The organism is Sphingomonas antarctica (assembly GCF_965137005.1).
GTDB classification, from domain to species: Bacteria; Pseudomonadota; Alphaproteobacteria; order Sphingomonadales; family Sphingomonadaceae; genus Sphingomonas_O; species Sphingomonas_O antarctica.
Genome location: NZ_CBCRXM010000007.1, coordinates 88,562 through 104,233 on the forward strand (window position 1 = coordinate 88,562; position 15,672 = coordinate 104,233).

Genomic DNA, 15,672 nt, shown 5'->3' on the forward strand with positions numbered 1-15,672 from the left:
AGAGTTCATCTGGACCCCTGCCTGCGCAGGGGTGACGTCGAATGCTCGAGCGCGGGCGAGACCGGCGCGATCGGGCTAGGCATCACCCGTTCACCCATCCATACTGACGCATGGGCAAACAATCACGACGCGATCCCTATGGCGATCTGCACCGGGCGGCCGAGGAGCCTGAGGCGCCGCCACCACCGTGCTGGCTTTGCGGGCGGCCGACGGGAAAGACCATCGTGTGGCACCATCCCGTGCCCAAGAGCCGCGGCGGCCGCGATGTCGTGCCGATGCATTCAATCTGCCAGCAGACGCTGACAACAAATTTTTCCAATTCGGAACTGCAGCGCGCCGGCATGGATGTGGGGGCGTTGCTGTTGCACCCCAATGTCCGCAAATTCGTCGACTGGGTGGCGAACAAGGATCCGGACTTCACCGCGACGTTCGCCAAGAAGCAACGCTGATGCGTGCTTGACGTTCGCGTCAAGCGGCGCGACGGCACACGTGTGAGCAAACCCGCCCCCGACCAGAGCCTGGCCGATCATGGTCCCGATGCGATTTCGTCGCGCGGGCTGACCTATCCGTTCGGCGAGACCGTGCCGGATTATGGCGCGGTGGTGGAAATCGTGCCGGGGGTCGGCTGGACGCGGCAATTGGTGCCGGGATCGCTGAAGCATATCAATTGCTGGCTACTCGACGATGGCGACGGCATGGCCGTCGTGGACACCGGCCTCAACCTGCCGCACACCGCCGAGAATTGGGACAAGGCGATTGCGGGCCGCAAGGTCACGCGCGTCATCTGTACGCATTTCCATCCCGACCATGTCGGCGCGGCGGGGACGTTGTGTGCACGGCACGGGGTGCCGCTGTGGATGACGCGCGGTGAATGGCTGACCGCGCGGTTTCTGGTCGCCGATGTGCAGGACAGCCAGCCGTCCGAAGTGACCGCGATGCGCGTTGGCGCGGGGTGGAGCGGCGAGCAGATGGCCGATGCGGCCAAGCGCGGCTGGGGCAGTTTCCGGACGATTGTGTCGAAAATGCCGGCGGGGTTCACGCGGTTGCAGGACGGCGACCGGGTGAAGATCGGCGTCGGTGAATGGCGTATCGTCACCGGCGCGGGGCATTCGCCCGAACATGCCTGTCTGATCGACGACGCCCGGCGGCTGATGATTGCGGGCGATCAGGTGTTGCCCCGGATCACGTCCAACGTTTCGCTCGGCGTGATGGAGCCGGACGGCGATCCGTTGGGTGAATGGCTGGCGTCGATCGCCAAGCTGCATGCGTTGCCCGAGGATTTGCTGGTGCTGCCGGCGCATGGCGAGCCGTTTACCGGGCTGCACGCGCGGCTGGAGCGTTTGGCCAAGGGGCATCGCGACGGGCTCGACCGGCTGGCGGCGCATATCAAGGACGAGCCCAAGCGTGCCGTCGATTGCTTCTCGCCTCTGTTCAAGCGGCCGATCGACGGCAGCGTGCTGGGACTGGCGACGGGCGAGACGCTGGCGCACCTCCGCCATCTCGAGCGGCGCGGGCGCGCGGTGATGGAGGATCGCGACGGCGTGTGGTGGTGGCGCGCGGCGTGAAGCGCGGTTAGGCTGCGCCGATGGCGACCATCGCGGTCTATTCGTTGAAGGGCGGGGTCGGCAAGACGACCATCGCGGTCAACCTCGCCTGGTGCAGCGCGATACTTTCGGGCCGCAAGACGTTGTTGTGGGATCTGGACCCGCAAGCGGCAGCGACATTTGTCCTGTCGATCGAGGCCAAGGGCGCGGCGCAGGCGGTGTTCGCCAAGGACCAGCCCGCCGCGCGCCTGATCCGCGCGAGCGCGTGGCCGCTGCTCGACGTCCTGCCCGCCGACACGTCGCTGCGCGGGCTCGACCGGCTGTTCGACACGATCGGCAAGAAGCGGCGCATGGCGCGCCTGATCGAGCGACTGAGCCTGGGATATGGGACGATCATCCTCGATTGCCCGCCGGGTCTGACCGAAACCAGCGAACAGGTGATGCGCGCCGCCGACCTGATCGTCGTGCCGGTGATCCCGTCGCCGCTGTCGCGCCGCGCGCTGGATGAGGTGCAGGCGCATCTCGCCAAACTTTTGAAGGACGGCGCGCCGGTGCTCCCGGTGTGGTCGATGGTCGACCGCCGCCGCGCGCTGCACCGCGACGCCGGCGAGGATTGGCCGACGATTCCGATGGCCAGTGTGGTCGAGCAGATGGCGGTGCGCCGCGCGCCGCTGGGGCACATCGCCGCGCGCAGTCCGGCGCAGGCGGCGGTCGCGGCGCTGTGGCAGACCATCGAACGGCGGCTAACCGGATGAACGCCGCGCAGCAGCTCGATCTGGATACGCTGCTGAAAGCCTATGCGATCGGCTGGTTTCCGATGGCCGACAGCCGCGATGCGGCCGGGGTGCATTGGGTCCAGCCCAAGGAGCGCGCGATTATGCCGCTCGACGGGTTTCATCTGTCGCGGTCGTTGAAGAAGACATTGCTGGCAGAGCGGTTCACGACGACGGCCGACCGCGCGTTCGAGGCGGTGCTGGAACTGTGCGGCGCGGCGGCGGACGACCGGCCCGACACGTGGATCAATCCGGGGATCGCCGATGCGATGCGGCGGCTGCACCGGCTGGGGTTGGCGCACTCCATCGAGACGTGGGAGGGCGATCGGCTGGTTGGTGGGTTGTACGGGCTGGCGCTGGGCCGGGCGTTCTTCGGCGAATCGATGTTCAGCCGCGCAACCGATGCGTCAAAGGTCGCGCTGGCGCATCTGGTGGCGCGGATGCGGTGCGGGCATTTCACGTTGCTCGATTGCCAGTTCCAGACGCCGCACCTCGCCAGCCTCGGGACGGTCGAGGTTAGCGCCAACGCCTATGCGGCGTTGCTCGACACCGCGCTGTCGGGCGCGGCTGGCGTCGGTTCGGGCGCGGGTTCGGACGAATTGCCGCCGCCCGATTTCTTGGCCTTCGACGTGCCGCCCGAAGCCCCGCCCGGCGCGGCGAGCGTGTCCGGCCCGACATCGGGATGGCGCATCTCGCAAGCCTTGGTCCAGACGTCCCACACCGGATGTTCGACGGTGTTGAGCGAGGGCGATTCCTTGAACAGCCAGCCGGAGAAATAACGCCGCCAGCGGTCGGGGCGTTCGTGCACGATGACCTGGACGAACGCGCCGGTCAGGTGATCGGCTTCCCACGATTCGGTTTCGTCGCACGCGCGGACCTTGACGATCAGATCGCCGACGCGGACGCCCTGGCCGGGGTGCAGGCGGAAATCGCGGGTCAGCCCGTTGCGTTTGTTGAGCACGCCGATCACCGCGATGCGGTCGGCCATCGGCGTGGTGCCGGCGAAGCCCGTGGCCTTCGCGCCGACGCTCCGTTCCATCGCCGGGCTGCCGCTGAGGTCGTCGGCCGCGATCGGTGCGCTGTCGTTCGACGGCGCGTCCTTGACGACCGCGATCGCCGCCGCCCCGCCGAGCACGGCGAGACCCGCGAAGATCGCCAAAGCCCGCTTCACGCGCCGGTCACTCGGGCGACCATGCCTCATAGTCCCCGGTTGCCGCCGCACGGCGCCCGCCCGCTTCGAGCGAGCCCGCGGGGCGATACGCCTCTCGCGTGCCGGTCAGATTGGGCAACGCCGGCTTTTCCCAGGCGCGGGTCTGCGGCAGGGCGTTGTCGGGCACATCGTCGATCATGTGGCGCAGCCACGCGGTCCATTCGGGCGAGATGCGGCTGGCGTCGTTATTGCCGCTGTAGATCGCCATGCGCCGGCGGACGCCGCCCGGCCCCATCTTGCCGAGATAATAGCCGGTGCCGAGCGCATCCGACCCGACATGGTCGGTGCCCAGCCGCCCCATATAGGTGCCGAAGGTCGCGCCTTCCCACCATGTGAAGATATTCTTGAACACGCCCATCGCCGCGGCCCTACTTGGCGAGCGCGGGGGACGCAACGCGGTCCCCCTCGTGCAGCCCGAGTTGCGCCGCGCGGCCCCCGGCGATTTCGAGGACGGCGGCGACCGGCTCATAGCTTTCCACCGGCGTCAGATCGAGCGCGCGGGCATTGGCGATGCGGTGGATCGTGCCGTCGGGGCGGATGAAGACGATGTCGAGCGGGATCAACGTGTTCTTCATCCAGAAACTGGCGAAGCGCGGCGGCTTCATCGGAAAGATCATCGACTCGGCTGGACCGAGTTTGGTGCGGAACATCAGCCCCTTTTCCTGCTGCAGCGACGTCTTGGCGACCTCGGTGCGGAACCGCGCGACGCGACCGCCGGAGGTGATCGTCAGCGGGACGGCAGCCAGATGCTGCGACCGGTCCTTCGCTAGCGCGGGCACGGCGGGAGTGAGGAGCAGCAAAGCGAGGAGGGTCATGAAACGGGGCATGGCTGCCACTTAAACCGCGCTCGCGCCTGAAGGAAGCATGAAGGCGGGTTGCACTATCGCGCCCGTGCTGGACATAGGAACCGGATGACCGCCGCCTCGACCCGCCGCATCCTGCTCGCCAGCCTGATCGGTACCTCGGTCGAATTCTATGATTTCTACATCTATGCGACGGCTGCGGCGTTGGTGTTCGGGCCGCAATTCTTCCCCGCTGAAAATCCAGCGGTGCAGTTGCTGGCATCCTATGCCAGTTTCGGCCTGGCTTTTTTTGCGCGACCGCTCGGCGCGGCGCTGTTCGGGCATATCGGCGACCGGGTCGGGCGCAAATCGACGCTGGTTGCATCATTGATGCTGATGGGCGGATCGACGTTCGCCATCGCCTTTCTGCCGACCTATGCCCAGATCGGCTGGGTTGCGCCCGCTTTGCTGTGCACGCTGAGACTTGGCCAAGGCCTTGGGCTGGGCGGCGAATGGGGCGGCGCGTCGCTGCTCGCGGTCGAGAACGCGCCGAACGGGCGGGAATATCGCTGGGGCATGTTCCCGCCGCTGGGCGCGCCGATCGGCTTTATCGCCGCGAACGGCATGTTCCTATTGCTGGGCGCCGTGCTGACCGAGGCGCAATTTCAGGCATGGGGCTGGCGACTGCCCTTTCTCGCCAGCGCCGCCTTGGTCATCCTCGGACTATGGGTACGCCTCAAACTGGCTGAGACGCCGGCGTTTCGCGAGGCCAAGCAAGCCGATGCGCTGGCCGATATGCCGATCGCGACATTGTTCAAAAACCATGCGCGCGAGACTGTCGCGGGCACGGCGGGCGTCGTCGCCTGTTTCGCCTTATTCTATCTGACCACGGCGTTTGCGCTCAGCTACGGCGTCACCACGCTCGGGCATGGGCGGCAGGCGATGCTGGGGCTGGAGATTGGCGCGGTGCTGTTCCTCGCCGCCGGGGTGATCATCTCATCGACCTTCGCCGACACCCGGGGCGCGACGGCAATGCTGCGCTGGGGCTTTGCCGGTTGTCTGTTGTCGGGTGTGCTGATGGGGCCGATGCTCGGGGCGGCATCGCTGTGGATCGTGTTCGGCTGGCTGGCGCTGTCTCTGTTCGCGATGGGATTTTGTTACGGGCCGCTGGGCGGCTGGTTACCGTCGCTATTCGATCCCAAAGTCCGCTACACGGGAACGTCGATCACGTTCAACCTCGGCGGAGTTATCGGCGGCGCGCTGGCCCCGATTGCCGCGCAAGCGCTCGCCATGCGTGGCGGATTGGCGCTGGTCGGAGGATATTTGATCGCCGCCGGGATACTGAGCTTGGGCGGCGTGATGCTGATCAGGCGCCGCTAAGCGTCCGCGACGCCCTCTACAGTCTTGCGAGCGACATCGAAGCCGTGTCCGGCCCTGATCATCGCCGCCATCTGCTTGCGCTTCACGTCACGATCCGCCTCGGCTTCGCCGAACGCGCCGATTTTCTTGCGGCGGGCGTAGGTTTGGGCGGCGGCCCAGGCTTCGTCTTCGTCGGGGGCGACGGCTGAGGCGAGGTCGGGGTCGATGCCGGCCGCGCGGAGTGCATCGCCGACGCGGCGGGGGCCGAAGCCGCGGCGGGTCAGGCTGCTGGCTTTCGATCCGGCCCAGGCGGCGTCGTCGACATAGCCGAGCGAGGCGAATTTTTCGACGATGGTGTCGATGCCGGCGGGGTCGAAGTCTTCCACCGTGCCGCGTTCGCGGCATTTGCGGCGGAGGTAGTCGCCGAGCTTGCCGCGTGTGGTGGCGAAGCGTTCGACATAGCGCAGCGCCAGGCGTTCGAGTGTGGGGGTGTCGAGGGGTGGTGCGGGGCGGCGGTCCCCGTAGTTGCGCTTGCCTTTCATGGGGGGAGCTTAGGGTTCAGGGCGGTGGTTGGACAAGGATCGGGCGGCGCCTTGCCCTCCCCCGCNCAGCNTCGCTGAGNCGCCCCTCCCTAGGGAAGGGGAAAGGTTGGCCATTATTGCGCCACACTCGGCCATGATTGAGGCTGCAACGTATCTGTAATCCGGGCAGTCCCCAACGCCCGGCGGAGAATTTGATTTTGGCCGACGCCGCCGCAACGATCGTGACGACCCCGACCCGTGACGCCCTGCCCCGTATCATGTCCGATTTCGCCACTTTGGGCGCGGCGCTGGATTATGCCGCCACGGGCGCGCGCGGGCTGAATTTCCATGACGCGCGCGGCAATCCGTTGCGTGCCTACACCTTTGCCGAGTTGCAGTCGGATGCCTGTGCTATGGCGCGGCGGTTGATGGGGCGCGGGGTGGTCAAGGGCGACCGCATCGCGCTGATCGCTGAGACCGGCGCGGAATTCGCGACATTGTTCTTTGGCTGCATTTATGCCGGCGCGTGGCCGGTGCCGTTGCCGCTGCCGACCAGTTTTGGCGGGCGGGATTCATATGTCGATCAGCTGCAGGTGCAGCTCGACAGCTCGGACCCCAAAATGCTGTTCTATCCCGCTGAGCTGGCGGCAATGGCGGGCGCGGCGGCGGAAGCCAAGGGTGTCGAGGGGCATGCCTGGGAAGATGCGGCGGAGTGGGCGGTGAAGGATTCTCCGCTGCCCGAAACGGTCAGCGACGACATTGCCTATCTGCAATATTCGAGCGGTTCGACGCGGTTTCCGCATGGCGTGGCGGTGACGCATCGCGCGCTGCTGTCCAACCTCGCGGCGCACAGCCATGGCATGGAGGTGCGCGAAACCGACCGCTGTGTGTCGTGGCTGCCCTGGTATCACGACATGGGCCTGGTCGGGTGCCTGTTGTCGCCGGTCGCCAATCAGGTGTCGACCGATTACCTCAAGACCGAGGATTTCGCGCGGCGACCGCTGGCGTGGCTCGACCTGATCAGCCGCAACGAGGGGACGACGCTGAGCTATTCGCCGACGTTCGGTTACGACATTTGCGCGCGGCGGATCTCGTCGCAGACGCATGCCGAGGACCGGTTCGACCTGTCGCGCTGGCGGGTGGCGGGGAATGGCGCGGACATGATCCGCCCCGACGTGATGCAGGCGTTCGTCGATGCGTTCGAGCCCGCGGGCTTCAAGGCCAGCGCGTTCCTGCCGAGCTATGGCTTGGCCGAGGCGACGCTGGCGGTGTCGATCATGCCGCCGGGCGAAGGCATCGTCGTCGAACTGGTCGAGGAAACCGAATTGTCCGGCAAGGACGAAGCGGTCGGCCGCCCGCAGCGATACCGCGCGGTGGTCAATTGCGGCAAGCCGGTGCGCGACATGCTGGTCGAGGTCCGCGACGAGGATGGCGGCATCCTGCCCGAACGCGCGATCGGCAAGATGTTCGCCAAGGGCGCGTCGATCATGACCGGATACTTTCGCGACCCCGAAGCGACCGAAGCGTGCCTCTCGGGCGGCTGGCTCGACACCGGCGACATGGGCTATCTCAGCGACGGTTACGTCTACATCGTCGGCCGAGCGAAGGACATGATCATCATCAACGGCAAGAACCATTGGCCGCAGGACATCGAATGGGCGGTGGAGCAATTGCCGGGGTTCAAGTCGGGTGACATCGCCGCATTCGCGATCACCACCCCGGGCGGCGAGGAAACCCCCGCGGTGCTGGTCCAGTGCCGCACCACCGACGATGCCGAGCGGTCGCGGCTGCGCGAGGATATCAAGGAACGTGTGCGGTCGATCACCGGCATGAACTGCGTCGTCGAACTGGTCCCGCCGCGGACCTTGCCACGCACGTCATCGGGCAAATTGAGCCGGGCAAAGGCGCGCAATCAATATCTGTCGGGCGAAATCCAGCCCTATGCGATGGCCGCCTGAATCCGCATTTGACGGTTACCTGACGGTAAGGGTTTCCGCCGTATTTATCGCGGGTGACCACACCCTCCGAAGGACCCTCGCTGCCCAACTGGCGGCTCGTGCTTGGCCTGACCAATTCGGGCGGGGGCGATTGGGGGCGGGTGCGCGCGGCACAGCTCAACGCCGTCCGGCGCCTGGCGCCGTTGCGGTTGGCGATTACCGCGATCGGCGTCGCGGCGGTGTGCAGTGCCTTGCGCGGGCATGTTGCCAACTGGGCGCTGGCCGGCTGGGCGCTCGCCGTCACCGCCGTCGCCGGACATAGTTTCTATCGCAAATTGCGCGAAGGGCGTTGGCAGGTCGGCAGCGCATCGCTGCGCGACCTGCATGTCGAGAGCGTCTGGGCGATGACCATGGGCTTTGCCTGGGCCTCCGCGCCGCTGTTGCCGCTGCTCGCGCCGCACGGGCCACCGGCCGAAATGTTGGTCGTGTGGGTCGTCTGCACGACGATGATGTCGGCGGCGGCGATGGGGCTGTCGGTGCTGCCGCTGGCCACCGTCTGCTATCAATTGATTGTCAGTGGTGCATTGGCCTTTGCAACCTGGCGGCTGGGCCTGCCGCTCGTCGCGCTGATCGCGGCGTTGTACGGCTTCGGCATGGCGCTGGTGTCGCTGACAACCGGTCGCAAGTTCATCGCGCATGAAGCGGCACAGCTTCAGCTCGACGAAAAAAACGAAGTCGTCTCGCTGTTGCTGCGCGAATTCGACGACAAGGGCGGCGACTGGATGTGGCAAACCGACGCGGGCAAATGCCTGACCCACGTGTCGCCGCGCTTTGCGGTCGCATTAGGGCTGCAGCCCGAGGCTCTAGAGGCCAAGGCGCTGTTGCAGGTGCTGGCCGGATCGCGCTGGGACACCGGCGATTTCCATGCCTCGCTTCACGAACTCGCCGAACGGCTGAAACTGCGCGAGGCGTTTTCGGACCTGACCATTCCGGTCGAGGTCGGTGACGATCTGCATTGGTGGGAATTGTCGGCCTCACCCCGCTTCGAAGACGGCGTGTTCATCGGTTTCCGCGGGGTCGGATCGGACGTCACCGCCGCAAGGCATGCTGCGGACAAGATCAACCAGATGGCACGGTTCGACCCGCTGACCGGACTGCCCAACCGCCTGCATGTTAACGAGGCACTGTCCTCGACATTGGCGCAGGCCGACAAATGGAAGGGGCGTTGTGCGTTCCTAATGATCGACCTCGACCGGTTCAAGGCGATCAACGACACGCTGGGCCATCCGGTCGGCGACCGGTTGCTGATGCGTGTGGCCGAACGGCTCCGCGCGCTGATTTCGGGCCATGAGAGCTGTGGTCGCTTGGGCGGCGACGAATTCGGCGTGGTGATCGCCGATGGCAATGACACGACGCGGATCGAAGCCCTGTCCCGCGCGATCATCGAATCGCTGTCGCGGCCCTATGAGGTCGACGAGCACACGCTCTATATCGGCGCGTCGATCGGCTATGCGGTCGGACCGCGCGACGGCCAGACGGTCGAGACGTTGGTGCGCTCCGCGGACCTGGCCTTGTACCGCGCCAAGGATCAGGGCGGCGGCATCGTCTATGCCTATGAGCCGCAGCTGCACAGCCATGCGGAGGAACGCCGCGTTCTCGAAATCGCGCTGCGCAAGGCGCTCGAACGCGATCAGCTGACGGTACATTACCAGCCTGTGGTCGCCGCCGACACCGGCGCGATCGAGAGTTTCGAAGCGCTGCTGCGCTGGACGCACCCCGAACTGGGGCCGATCAGTCCGGCAAAATTCGTGCCGATCGCCGAGGATACACGCCTGATCGGCCCGATCGGCGACTGGGTGCTGATGACCGCGTGTACCGAGGCGCGCAATTGGCCCGACCATGTCCGCATCGCGGTCAATGTCTCCGCCGAGCAATTGATGAACGGCAATTTCGTCGGGACGGTGGTGCAGGCGCTGGCGCGGAGTGGGCTCGCCGCCAACCGGCTGGAACTCGAAGTCACCGAAAGCGTGTTCCTGCGCGAAGGCGGCGGGGTCACCGACATGCTCGACAAATTGCTGTCGCTGGGCGTGCGCCTGTCGCTCGACGATTTCGGGACGGGTTATTCGTCGCTCGGCTACCTCGCGAAAATCCGCTTCAACACGATCAAGATCGACCGCAGCTTTGTCCAGGCAGCGGCGAAAAATGTGGCGGAAGCGATCGCGATCATCCGCGCGGTGGTCACGCTGGCCAGCAGCCTAGACATGACCACGACGGCGGAAGGCATCGAGACCGATCGCGAGCTGACCCTGATGCGCGATCTGGGCGCGAAGAAAATCCAAGGTTTCCTGTTCGGCCGGCCGATGCCCGCGCGCGATGCGCTGAAGTTGTTCAACCGCGACGGCGAGCGCGCGGTGGCTTGACCCTGCACGCCGGCCAATTCTTCGTCGTTGCCCTAAAATGACGCACTGCCGCCGACTTTCAGGCTAGCGTATCAGGTGCTTACGCTTAAACGTGCTACGTCAGCGGGTCGCATATCCGGCTGGCGGGGCTGGGAACGACTAGCACGATACCCGCACGCCTCAGTTTTCTGAGGGAGTATCGACATGCCTGTCCCATCCAAGACTTTTTTAACCGCAGCTGTGAGCGTGCTTGCAATCGCCGTGGCTGCAACGCCGGCCCAGGCGGATGAATGCTTCCTCGATCGCAACAACAACGGCACCATCGACACCGGCATCGATAATGACGGCGGCGCAGATTCCGCGGGTAATGATACACGCCTCGCTTGTGGCATTAGTTCCACGGCGACGGGTTTGGCTTCCACGGCAGTTGGCGTTTCTGCGCAAGCAACCAACACCAGTGCAACGGCCGTTGGTTACACCGCCCAAGCAAGTAACCTGAATACGACGGCGTTGGGCGTCGACGCAATAGCTTCCGGCGCAGACTCGACCGGCATCGGGGTGTCGGTGCGAGCGACGGGTACCTCCGCTGTCGCTATTGGCACCACGACGACTGCTACAGCAGATGGATCGACTGCGGTCGGCTACTCTGCAGACGCCACCGGAATGAGCTCAACCGCCATCGGCCAGGGCGCGCAGGCATCCGGCACTATTTCAACGGCGCTAGGCAACGGAGCAACGGCCAGTAATGCTTCTGCAGCAGCATTCGGCGCTGGTGCCAGTGCCAGTGGCTCGAACTCGGTGGCCATCGGTGCCGCCGCGGCAAGCGCGGACAGATCCGTTGGCATCGGCACATCTGCTTCCGCGCAATCGTATCGCGGCGTCGCGGTAGGCGCGTCGTCGATCGCCCAAGGCAACGCAGGGATTGCCATAGGTTCCGACGCGGCGGCGGGTACTCCGACTGCTGGCGGAGCCATTGCCATCGGCGCGAGCTCAGGCGCCTTCGCTGGAGGATTTGGCGGTCAAGCGACGACCGCGACGGGCAGCAATTCAATCGCCTTTGGCACCGGGGCGCAGAGTTTTCAGGCTGGCGCCATTGCGATCGGCGGGCGCACCGACAACAGTGTAGGCCAAGGCGCTGCGGCCACTGCGATTGGCGCAGTGGCGATCGGCGCCCAAGCGACCACCGGCACCTCGGCTGCTTATTCCGTAACACTGGGAGCGGGTTCCAACGTGACGGGCGCGGAGGCATTTGCCGGCGGGCACAATTCGCGCGCGAGCGCCGAGGGTGCGATCGCGATCGGCGGCGATAGCGGCGACGCCGATACTTTCGGCGCGACGGCAAGTACCACCAGCGCCGTGGCGATCGGTCAGGACGCCGTCGCCAGTGGTTCGTTTGGAGTTGTCGCGCTGGGCGCCATGGCCACGGCATCGGGCGACTATTCGACCGCTATCGGCAAAGGGTCGAATGCGCTGCAACAAGACACGATCGCTATCGGGAATAATGCAAAAGCAGGCGGGTTGGACTCCACGACTATCGGCGTCGACGCGCAAAGTACGGGAACCCGGACCACGATCATAGGGTCGGAAAGTTCTGCGGGGAGTAACACGGCCGGCGTAGCGGTCGGCTATCGGTCGGTAGTTGCCGCCAATGGTGGGACAGCCGTCGGTGCCTTCGCATCGACCACCGGTCTAAGGTCCATCGCGATCGGGACCGACGCTGGGGGCGACGATATTGGCCCATCGGCCTCCGCGACCGATGCAATTGCCTTGGGCACGGAAGCGATCGCCGCCGGTGTACGTTCCAACAGCATTGGCGCTCTTTCCGTAGCCTCGAGCCCCTATTCCACCGCTCTCGGTTTTGATGCGCAGGCCATGGGCAATGGTGCGTTGGCGCTGGGTGCGAGTTCGCGCACGGGGGACGGCAGTACGGCAGGGAATATTGCCATCGGCTTGTCTAGTGGCGCACTGGCCGGGAATGTCGGCGGGACCGGAGCAACGGCAACCGGCGGCCAATCGCTCGCCATCGGTGTTGCAGCACAGGCCACCGGCGCATCGACCAACGCGATCGGTTCAGCCGCATCGGCGACGGGGATCAACGCCATGGCAATTGGCACGACATCGGGCGCCTCCGGCATTGCCTCGACGGCTATGGGCCAACAGGCCAATGCATCGGCCAATTTCGCGACCGCACTCGGCAACGTCGCCGTCGCATCGGGCCTGCGAAGTGTGGCGCTGGGCACTGACGGCACTGATGGCAACACGACTGGCGCTACCGCCAGTGCCGACGATGCGGTCGCCTTGGGCACCGATGCAGCCGCGGGTGGCGTTGCCAGCGTTGCGCTGGGCCTGACCTCTTCTGCCGGCGCGACGAACAGCATCGCCATTGGATCGGGCGCGAGCAGCGGGGGTGTCAGCGGCGTCGCCGTCGGGGCGCAAACGGTCGCGTCTGTGACGGGCGCAACGGCGATTGGCCTGCAGGCCAGCGCGACCGGGGTTTCGGCGACCGCTTTGGGCAATGGTGCCGCTGCGTCGGCCGCACGGTCAATTGCGATCGGCGCAGATGGTGCGGACGGTGATGCCTTTGCCGCACGCGCAACGGGTTCGGATGCGGTGGCGATCGGCACGGACTCACTCGCCAGCAATACCGCTTCCGTAGCCGTCGGCGCGGGCAATACCGCCACTGGCGGCATCGGCGCGGTGAGCGTCGGCAACCGCTCGACCGCGAATGGTCAGGGCGCGGTCGCGATCGGCGATGCCGACAATGCCGTCGGCTTCGGCGCGGTGGCGATGGGCTTTTCGAGCAATGCGACGGCATCGAACGCGCTGGCGCTGGGCAGTTCGTCGACCGCATCGGGATCGGCTGCGGTGGCGCTGGGCAATGGTGCTGTCGCCAGCATGAGCGGCAATCTTGGCCTAGGCTCGTCGGCGCAAGCGACGGGGGTCGTGGCGACGTCGATCGGCTATCTCAGCCAGGCAACGGGCGCGTTCGGCACCTCGATCGGGGCCGCTGCTGTCGCGACCAACGCCCAGACGACTGCGATCGGTGGGAAGAGCACGGCATCGGCGATGAACACCTCGGCGGTCGGTTATATGGCGACGGCCAGCTTTGCGGGATCGACTGCGCTGGGGGCCAATGCCGCGACGACTGCGGTCAATCAGGTCAAGCTGGGCGGATCGGGGACGTCGGTACAACTCGGTGACATCGCCGCCTCCGACGCTGCGCAGAGCGGAACCGAATTCTACGTCACGGTCGATGCCAATGGCACGCTGGGCAAGGGCGGGCAGTCGGGTGCGTCGCTGGTCGCGATGCAGCAGAACGCCCAAATCGAAAGCCTGCAGGTCAGCCAGGCGGCGATCGACGATACCGTCGCCGCGCAGGGGCGGCAGATCACCGCGCTCGGCACCGGGCTGCATCAGGCCAATGCCGGGATCGCGGCGGCGATGGCGATGGGCGGGATGATGGCGGTCCCCGACAGCAACGTGTCGGTGAACTTAAACCTGGCGACATATCGCGGCGAGCAGGGCTTTTCCGGCGGGCTGGTCGGGCGTGTGGCGCCGAAAGTGTTCTGAATGCGGGCGTGGCGGGGTCGACGCGAAAAGGCTCTACCGGTGGGCGCGTCGGCGTGGCATTCGGTTTTTGATGAAACCGATCCTCGCCCTCGCACTGGCTTTGACCACGGCACCTGCATTCGCGCAGGCGCCCGCCCCCGTCGCCGCGCCGACGCTCGAACAGCACGAGCTGATGAAATTGATCTGGTCGACCATGGCGGCGGTCGATCAGGCCAACCGCACCGGCAATTATTCGGTGCTGCGCGACCTCGCCGCGCCGGGCTTTCAGGCGGTCAACGACCAAGCGAAGCTGACCGCGATCTTCGCCAATTTACGCGCGTCGGGCGTCGATCTGTCGTCCACACTGCTGCTCGCGCCGACCTATCGCGTGCCGCCGCAAATGGTTCAGCCGGGACTGGTGCGCGTGCAGGGCGCATTCGGTATGCGGCCCAATGCGATCAGTTTCGACCTGGCCTATCAATTCAGCGGCGGCCAATGGCGGTTGTTCGGCATCGGCGTATCGCCGGTGGCGATGCCGACGCAGCAGGCGGCGCCGCAAGCCGCGCCGCCGCCCAAGCCCAAGGGGCGCTAGATCAAACCGGCGAGCGGGCTCGACGGGTCAGCATATTTACGCGTGCCCATGCGCCCCGCGAGGTAGGCGAGACGCCCCGATTCGACCGCGAGTTTCATCGCCGCTGCCATTTTGATCGGGTCTTTCGCTTCGGCAATTGCGGTGTTCATTAGGACCCCGTCGCAGCCGAGCTCCATCGCCACCGCGGCATCGCTGGCGGTGCCGACACCGGCGTCGACCAGCACCGGCACCTTCGCGCCTTCCACGATAAGCCGGATGGTGACGCGGTTCTGGATGCCGAGGCCGGAGCCGATCGGCGCGCCCAGCGGCATGATCGCGACCGCGCCCGCCTCTTCCAATTGTTTCGCGGCGATCGGATCGTCGGTGCAATAGACCATCGGCTTGAAGCCTTCGCGGACGAGAACGTCGGTCGCCTTCAGCGTTTCGCGCATGTCCGGGTATAGCGTGCGCGCTTCGCCGAGCACTTCGAGTTTGACGAGATCCCAACCTCCCGCTTCCCGCGCCAGGCGCAGCGTGCGGACCGCGCTGTCGGCGTCGAAACAGCCCGCGGTATTGGGCAGATACGTGATCTTCGCCGGGTCGATAAAGTCCATCAACAGCGGCGCATTGCGATCGGATATGTTCACCCGCCGCACCGCCACCGTGACGATCTCCGCACCCGATGCGGCGACAGCGGCGGCGTTCTGCGCGAAATCCTTATATTTGCCGGTGCCGACGATCAGCCGGCTGCGGAACGTCTTGCCCGCGACGGTCCATGTATCGTCATCGACCGCTACCGGATGGTCGCCACCGCCGACAAAATGAACGATCTCCAGTTCGTCGCCATCCTCGACGCGAACGTCGGCGAGGGTGGAGCGTGGAACGATCTCCAAATTGCGTTCGACCGCGACGCGCGTCGGTTCGAGCCCGAGTTCCAGCGCCAACGCCGCAATGCTCAAGTCGTTCGCCACGCGGCGGTGTTCGCCGTTGACGCGGATGGAAATGGTGCCGTCTGGGGTCATGCCGC

At 66.0% G+C, this 15,672-nt stretch carries 13 protein-coding genes and 2 pseudogenes; 10 read left to right on the plus strand and 5 right to left on the minus strand.

Features of this window, described 5'->3' with window-relative positions; all coding sequences use genetic code 11:
• The first annotated feature begins 110 nt into the window (after positions 1-110).
• From ACM9ME_RS09280 to aat, 4 genes are read left to right on the plus strand one after another with little or no spacing between them, the layout of a single operon-like run.
• On the plus strand, positions 111-449 hold the full coding sequence (locus ACM9ME_RS09280) for a hypothetical protein (protein ID WP_415643180.1): 339 nt from the start codon (positions 111-113) through the stop codon (positions 447-449).
• Between the two features lie 3 nt (positions 450-452).
• Positions 453-1,565: an MBL fold metallo-hydrolase gene (locus tag ACM9ME_RS09285; RefSeq protein ID WP_415643181.1), complete on the plus strand. Its 1,113-nt coding sequence runs from the start codon at positions 453-455 to the stop codon at positions 1,563-1,565.
• A 20-nt stretch (positions 1,566-1,585) separates the two neighbouring features.
• The gene (locus ACM9ME_RS09290; RefSeq protein ID WP_415643182.1) at positions 1,586-2,299 is read left to right on the plus strand and encodes a ParA family protein; all 714 of its coding nucleotides are present in this window, start codon (positions 1,586-1,588) and stop codon (positions 2,297-2,299) included.
• Positions 2,296-3,096 carry a leucyl/phenylalanyl-tRNA--protein transferase gene (gene aat / locus ACM9ME_RS09295; protein ID WP_415643183.1) on the plus strand — a complete coding sequence of 267 codons (801 nt, stop codon included), beginning with the start codon at positions 2,296-2,298 and terminating at the stop codon, positions 3,094-3,096. The genes ACM9ME_RS09290 and aat overlap by 4 nt, the downstream gene beginning before the upstream one ends.
• Here aat and ACM9ME_RS09300 read toward each other — a convergent pair.
• The 3 genes and pseudogenes from ACM9ME_RS09300 to ACM9ME_RS09310 form a co-directional block, all read right to left on the minus strand.
• Positions 3,072-3,518 (minus strand): annotated as a pseudogene (locus tag ACM9ME_RS09300) (DUF2155 domain-containing protein); the annotation flags it as partial. The gene aat and the pseudogene ACM9ME_RS09300 overlap by 25 nt on opposite strands.
• Complete coding sequence (locus tag ACM9ME_RS09305; protein WP_415643184.1) at positions 3,496-3,885, minus strand: NADH:ubiquinone oxidoreductase subunit NDUFA12; 390 nt, start codon at positions 3,883-3,885, stop codon at positions 3,496-3,498. The gene ACM9ME_RS09305 and the pseudogene ACM9ME_RS09300, both read right to left, overlap by 23 nt.
• Before the next feature lie 10 nt (positions 3,886-3,895).
• Entirely contained in the window at positions 3,896-4,354 is a 459-nt protein-coding gene (locus ACM9ME_RS09310) for a DUF192 domain-containing protein (protein ID WP_415643185.1), read from the minus strand.
• An 84-nt stretch (positions 4,355-4,438) separates the two neighbouring features.
• On the opposite strand from ACM9ME_RS09310, the gene ACM9ME_RS09315 reads away from it, so the two are divergent.
• Positions 4,439-5,689, plus strand: a complete 1,251-nt coding sequence (locus ACM9ME_RS09315) for an MFS transporter (protein ID WP_415643186.1) — start codon at positions 4,439-4,441, stop codon at positions 5,687-5,689.
• Here ACM9ME_RS09315 and ACM9ME_RS09320 read toward each other — a convergent pair.
• Entirely contained in the window at positions 5,686-6,210 is a 525-nt protein-coding gene (locus ACM9ME_RS09320; RefSeq protein WP_415643187.1) for a regulatory protein RecX, read from the minus strand. The genes ACM9ME_RS09315 and ACM9ME_RS09320 overlap by 4 nt on opposite strands.
• Positions 6,211-6,467: 257 nt before the next feature.
• Here ACM9ME_RS09320 and ACM9ME_RS09325 point away from each other — a divergent pair, with 257 nt between their 5' ends.
• The 5 genes and pseudogenes from ACM9ME_RS09325 (at position 6,468) to ACM9ME_RS09345 (ending at position 14,666) form a co-directional block, all read left to right on the plus strand.
• On the plus strand, positions 6,468-8,147 hold the full coding sequence (locus ACM9ME_RS09325; RefSeq protein WP_415643228.1) for a fatty acyl-AMP ligase: 1,680 nt from the start codon (positions 6,468-6,470) through the stop codon (positions 8,145-8,147).
• Positions 8,148-8,200: 53 nt separating this feature from the next.
• Positions 8,201-10,546, plus strand: coding sequence for a putative bifunctional diguanylate cyclase/phosphodiesterase (locus tag ACM9ME_RS09330; RefSeq protein WP_415643188.1), 2,346 nt, complete (start codon positions 8,201-8,203; stop codon positions 10,544-10,546).
• Positions 10,547-10,729: 183 nt separating this feature from the next.
• A pseudogene (locus ACM9ME_RS09335) lies at positions 10,730-11,248 on the plus strand (hypothetical protein); the annotation flags it as partial.
• 75 nt (positions 11,249-11,323) lie between these two features.
• Positions 11,324-14,095 carry a YadA family autotransporter adhesin gene (locus tag ACM9ME_RS09340; RefSeq protein ID WP_415643229.1) on the plus strand — a complete coding sequence of 924 codons (2,772 nt, stop codon included), beginning with the start codon at positions 11,324-11,326 and terminating at the stop codon, positions 14,093-14,095.
• A gap of 70 nt (positions 14,096-14,165) precedes the next feature.
• Entirely contained in the window at positions 14,166-14,666 is a 501-nt protein-coding gene (locus ACM9ME_RS09345; protein ID WP_415643189.1) for a hypothetical protein, read from the plus strand.
• Here the strand turns inward: ACM9ME_RS09345 and thiS are convergent.
• Entirely contained in the window at positions 14,663-15,667 is a 1,005-nt protein-coding gene (thiS, locus tag ACM9ME_RS09350; RefSeq protein WP_415643190.1) for a sulfur carrier protein ThiS, read from the minus strand. The genes ACM9ME_RS09345 and thiS overlap by 4 nt on opposite strands.
• Positions 15,668-15,672 lie beyond the last annotated feature (5 nt).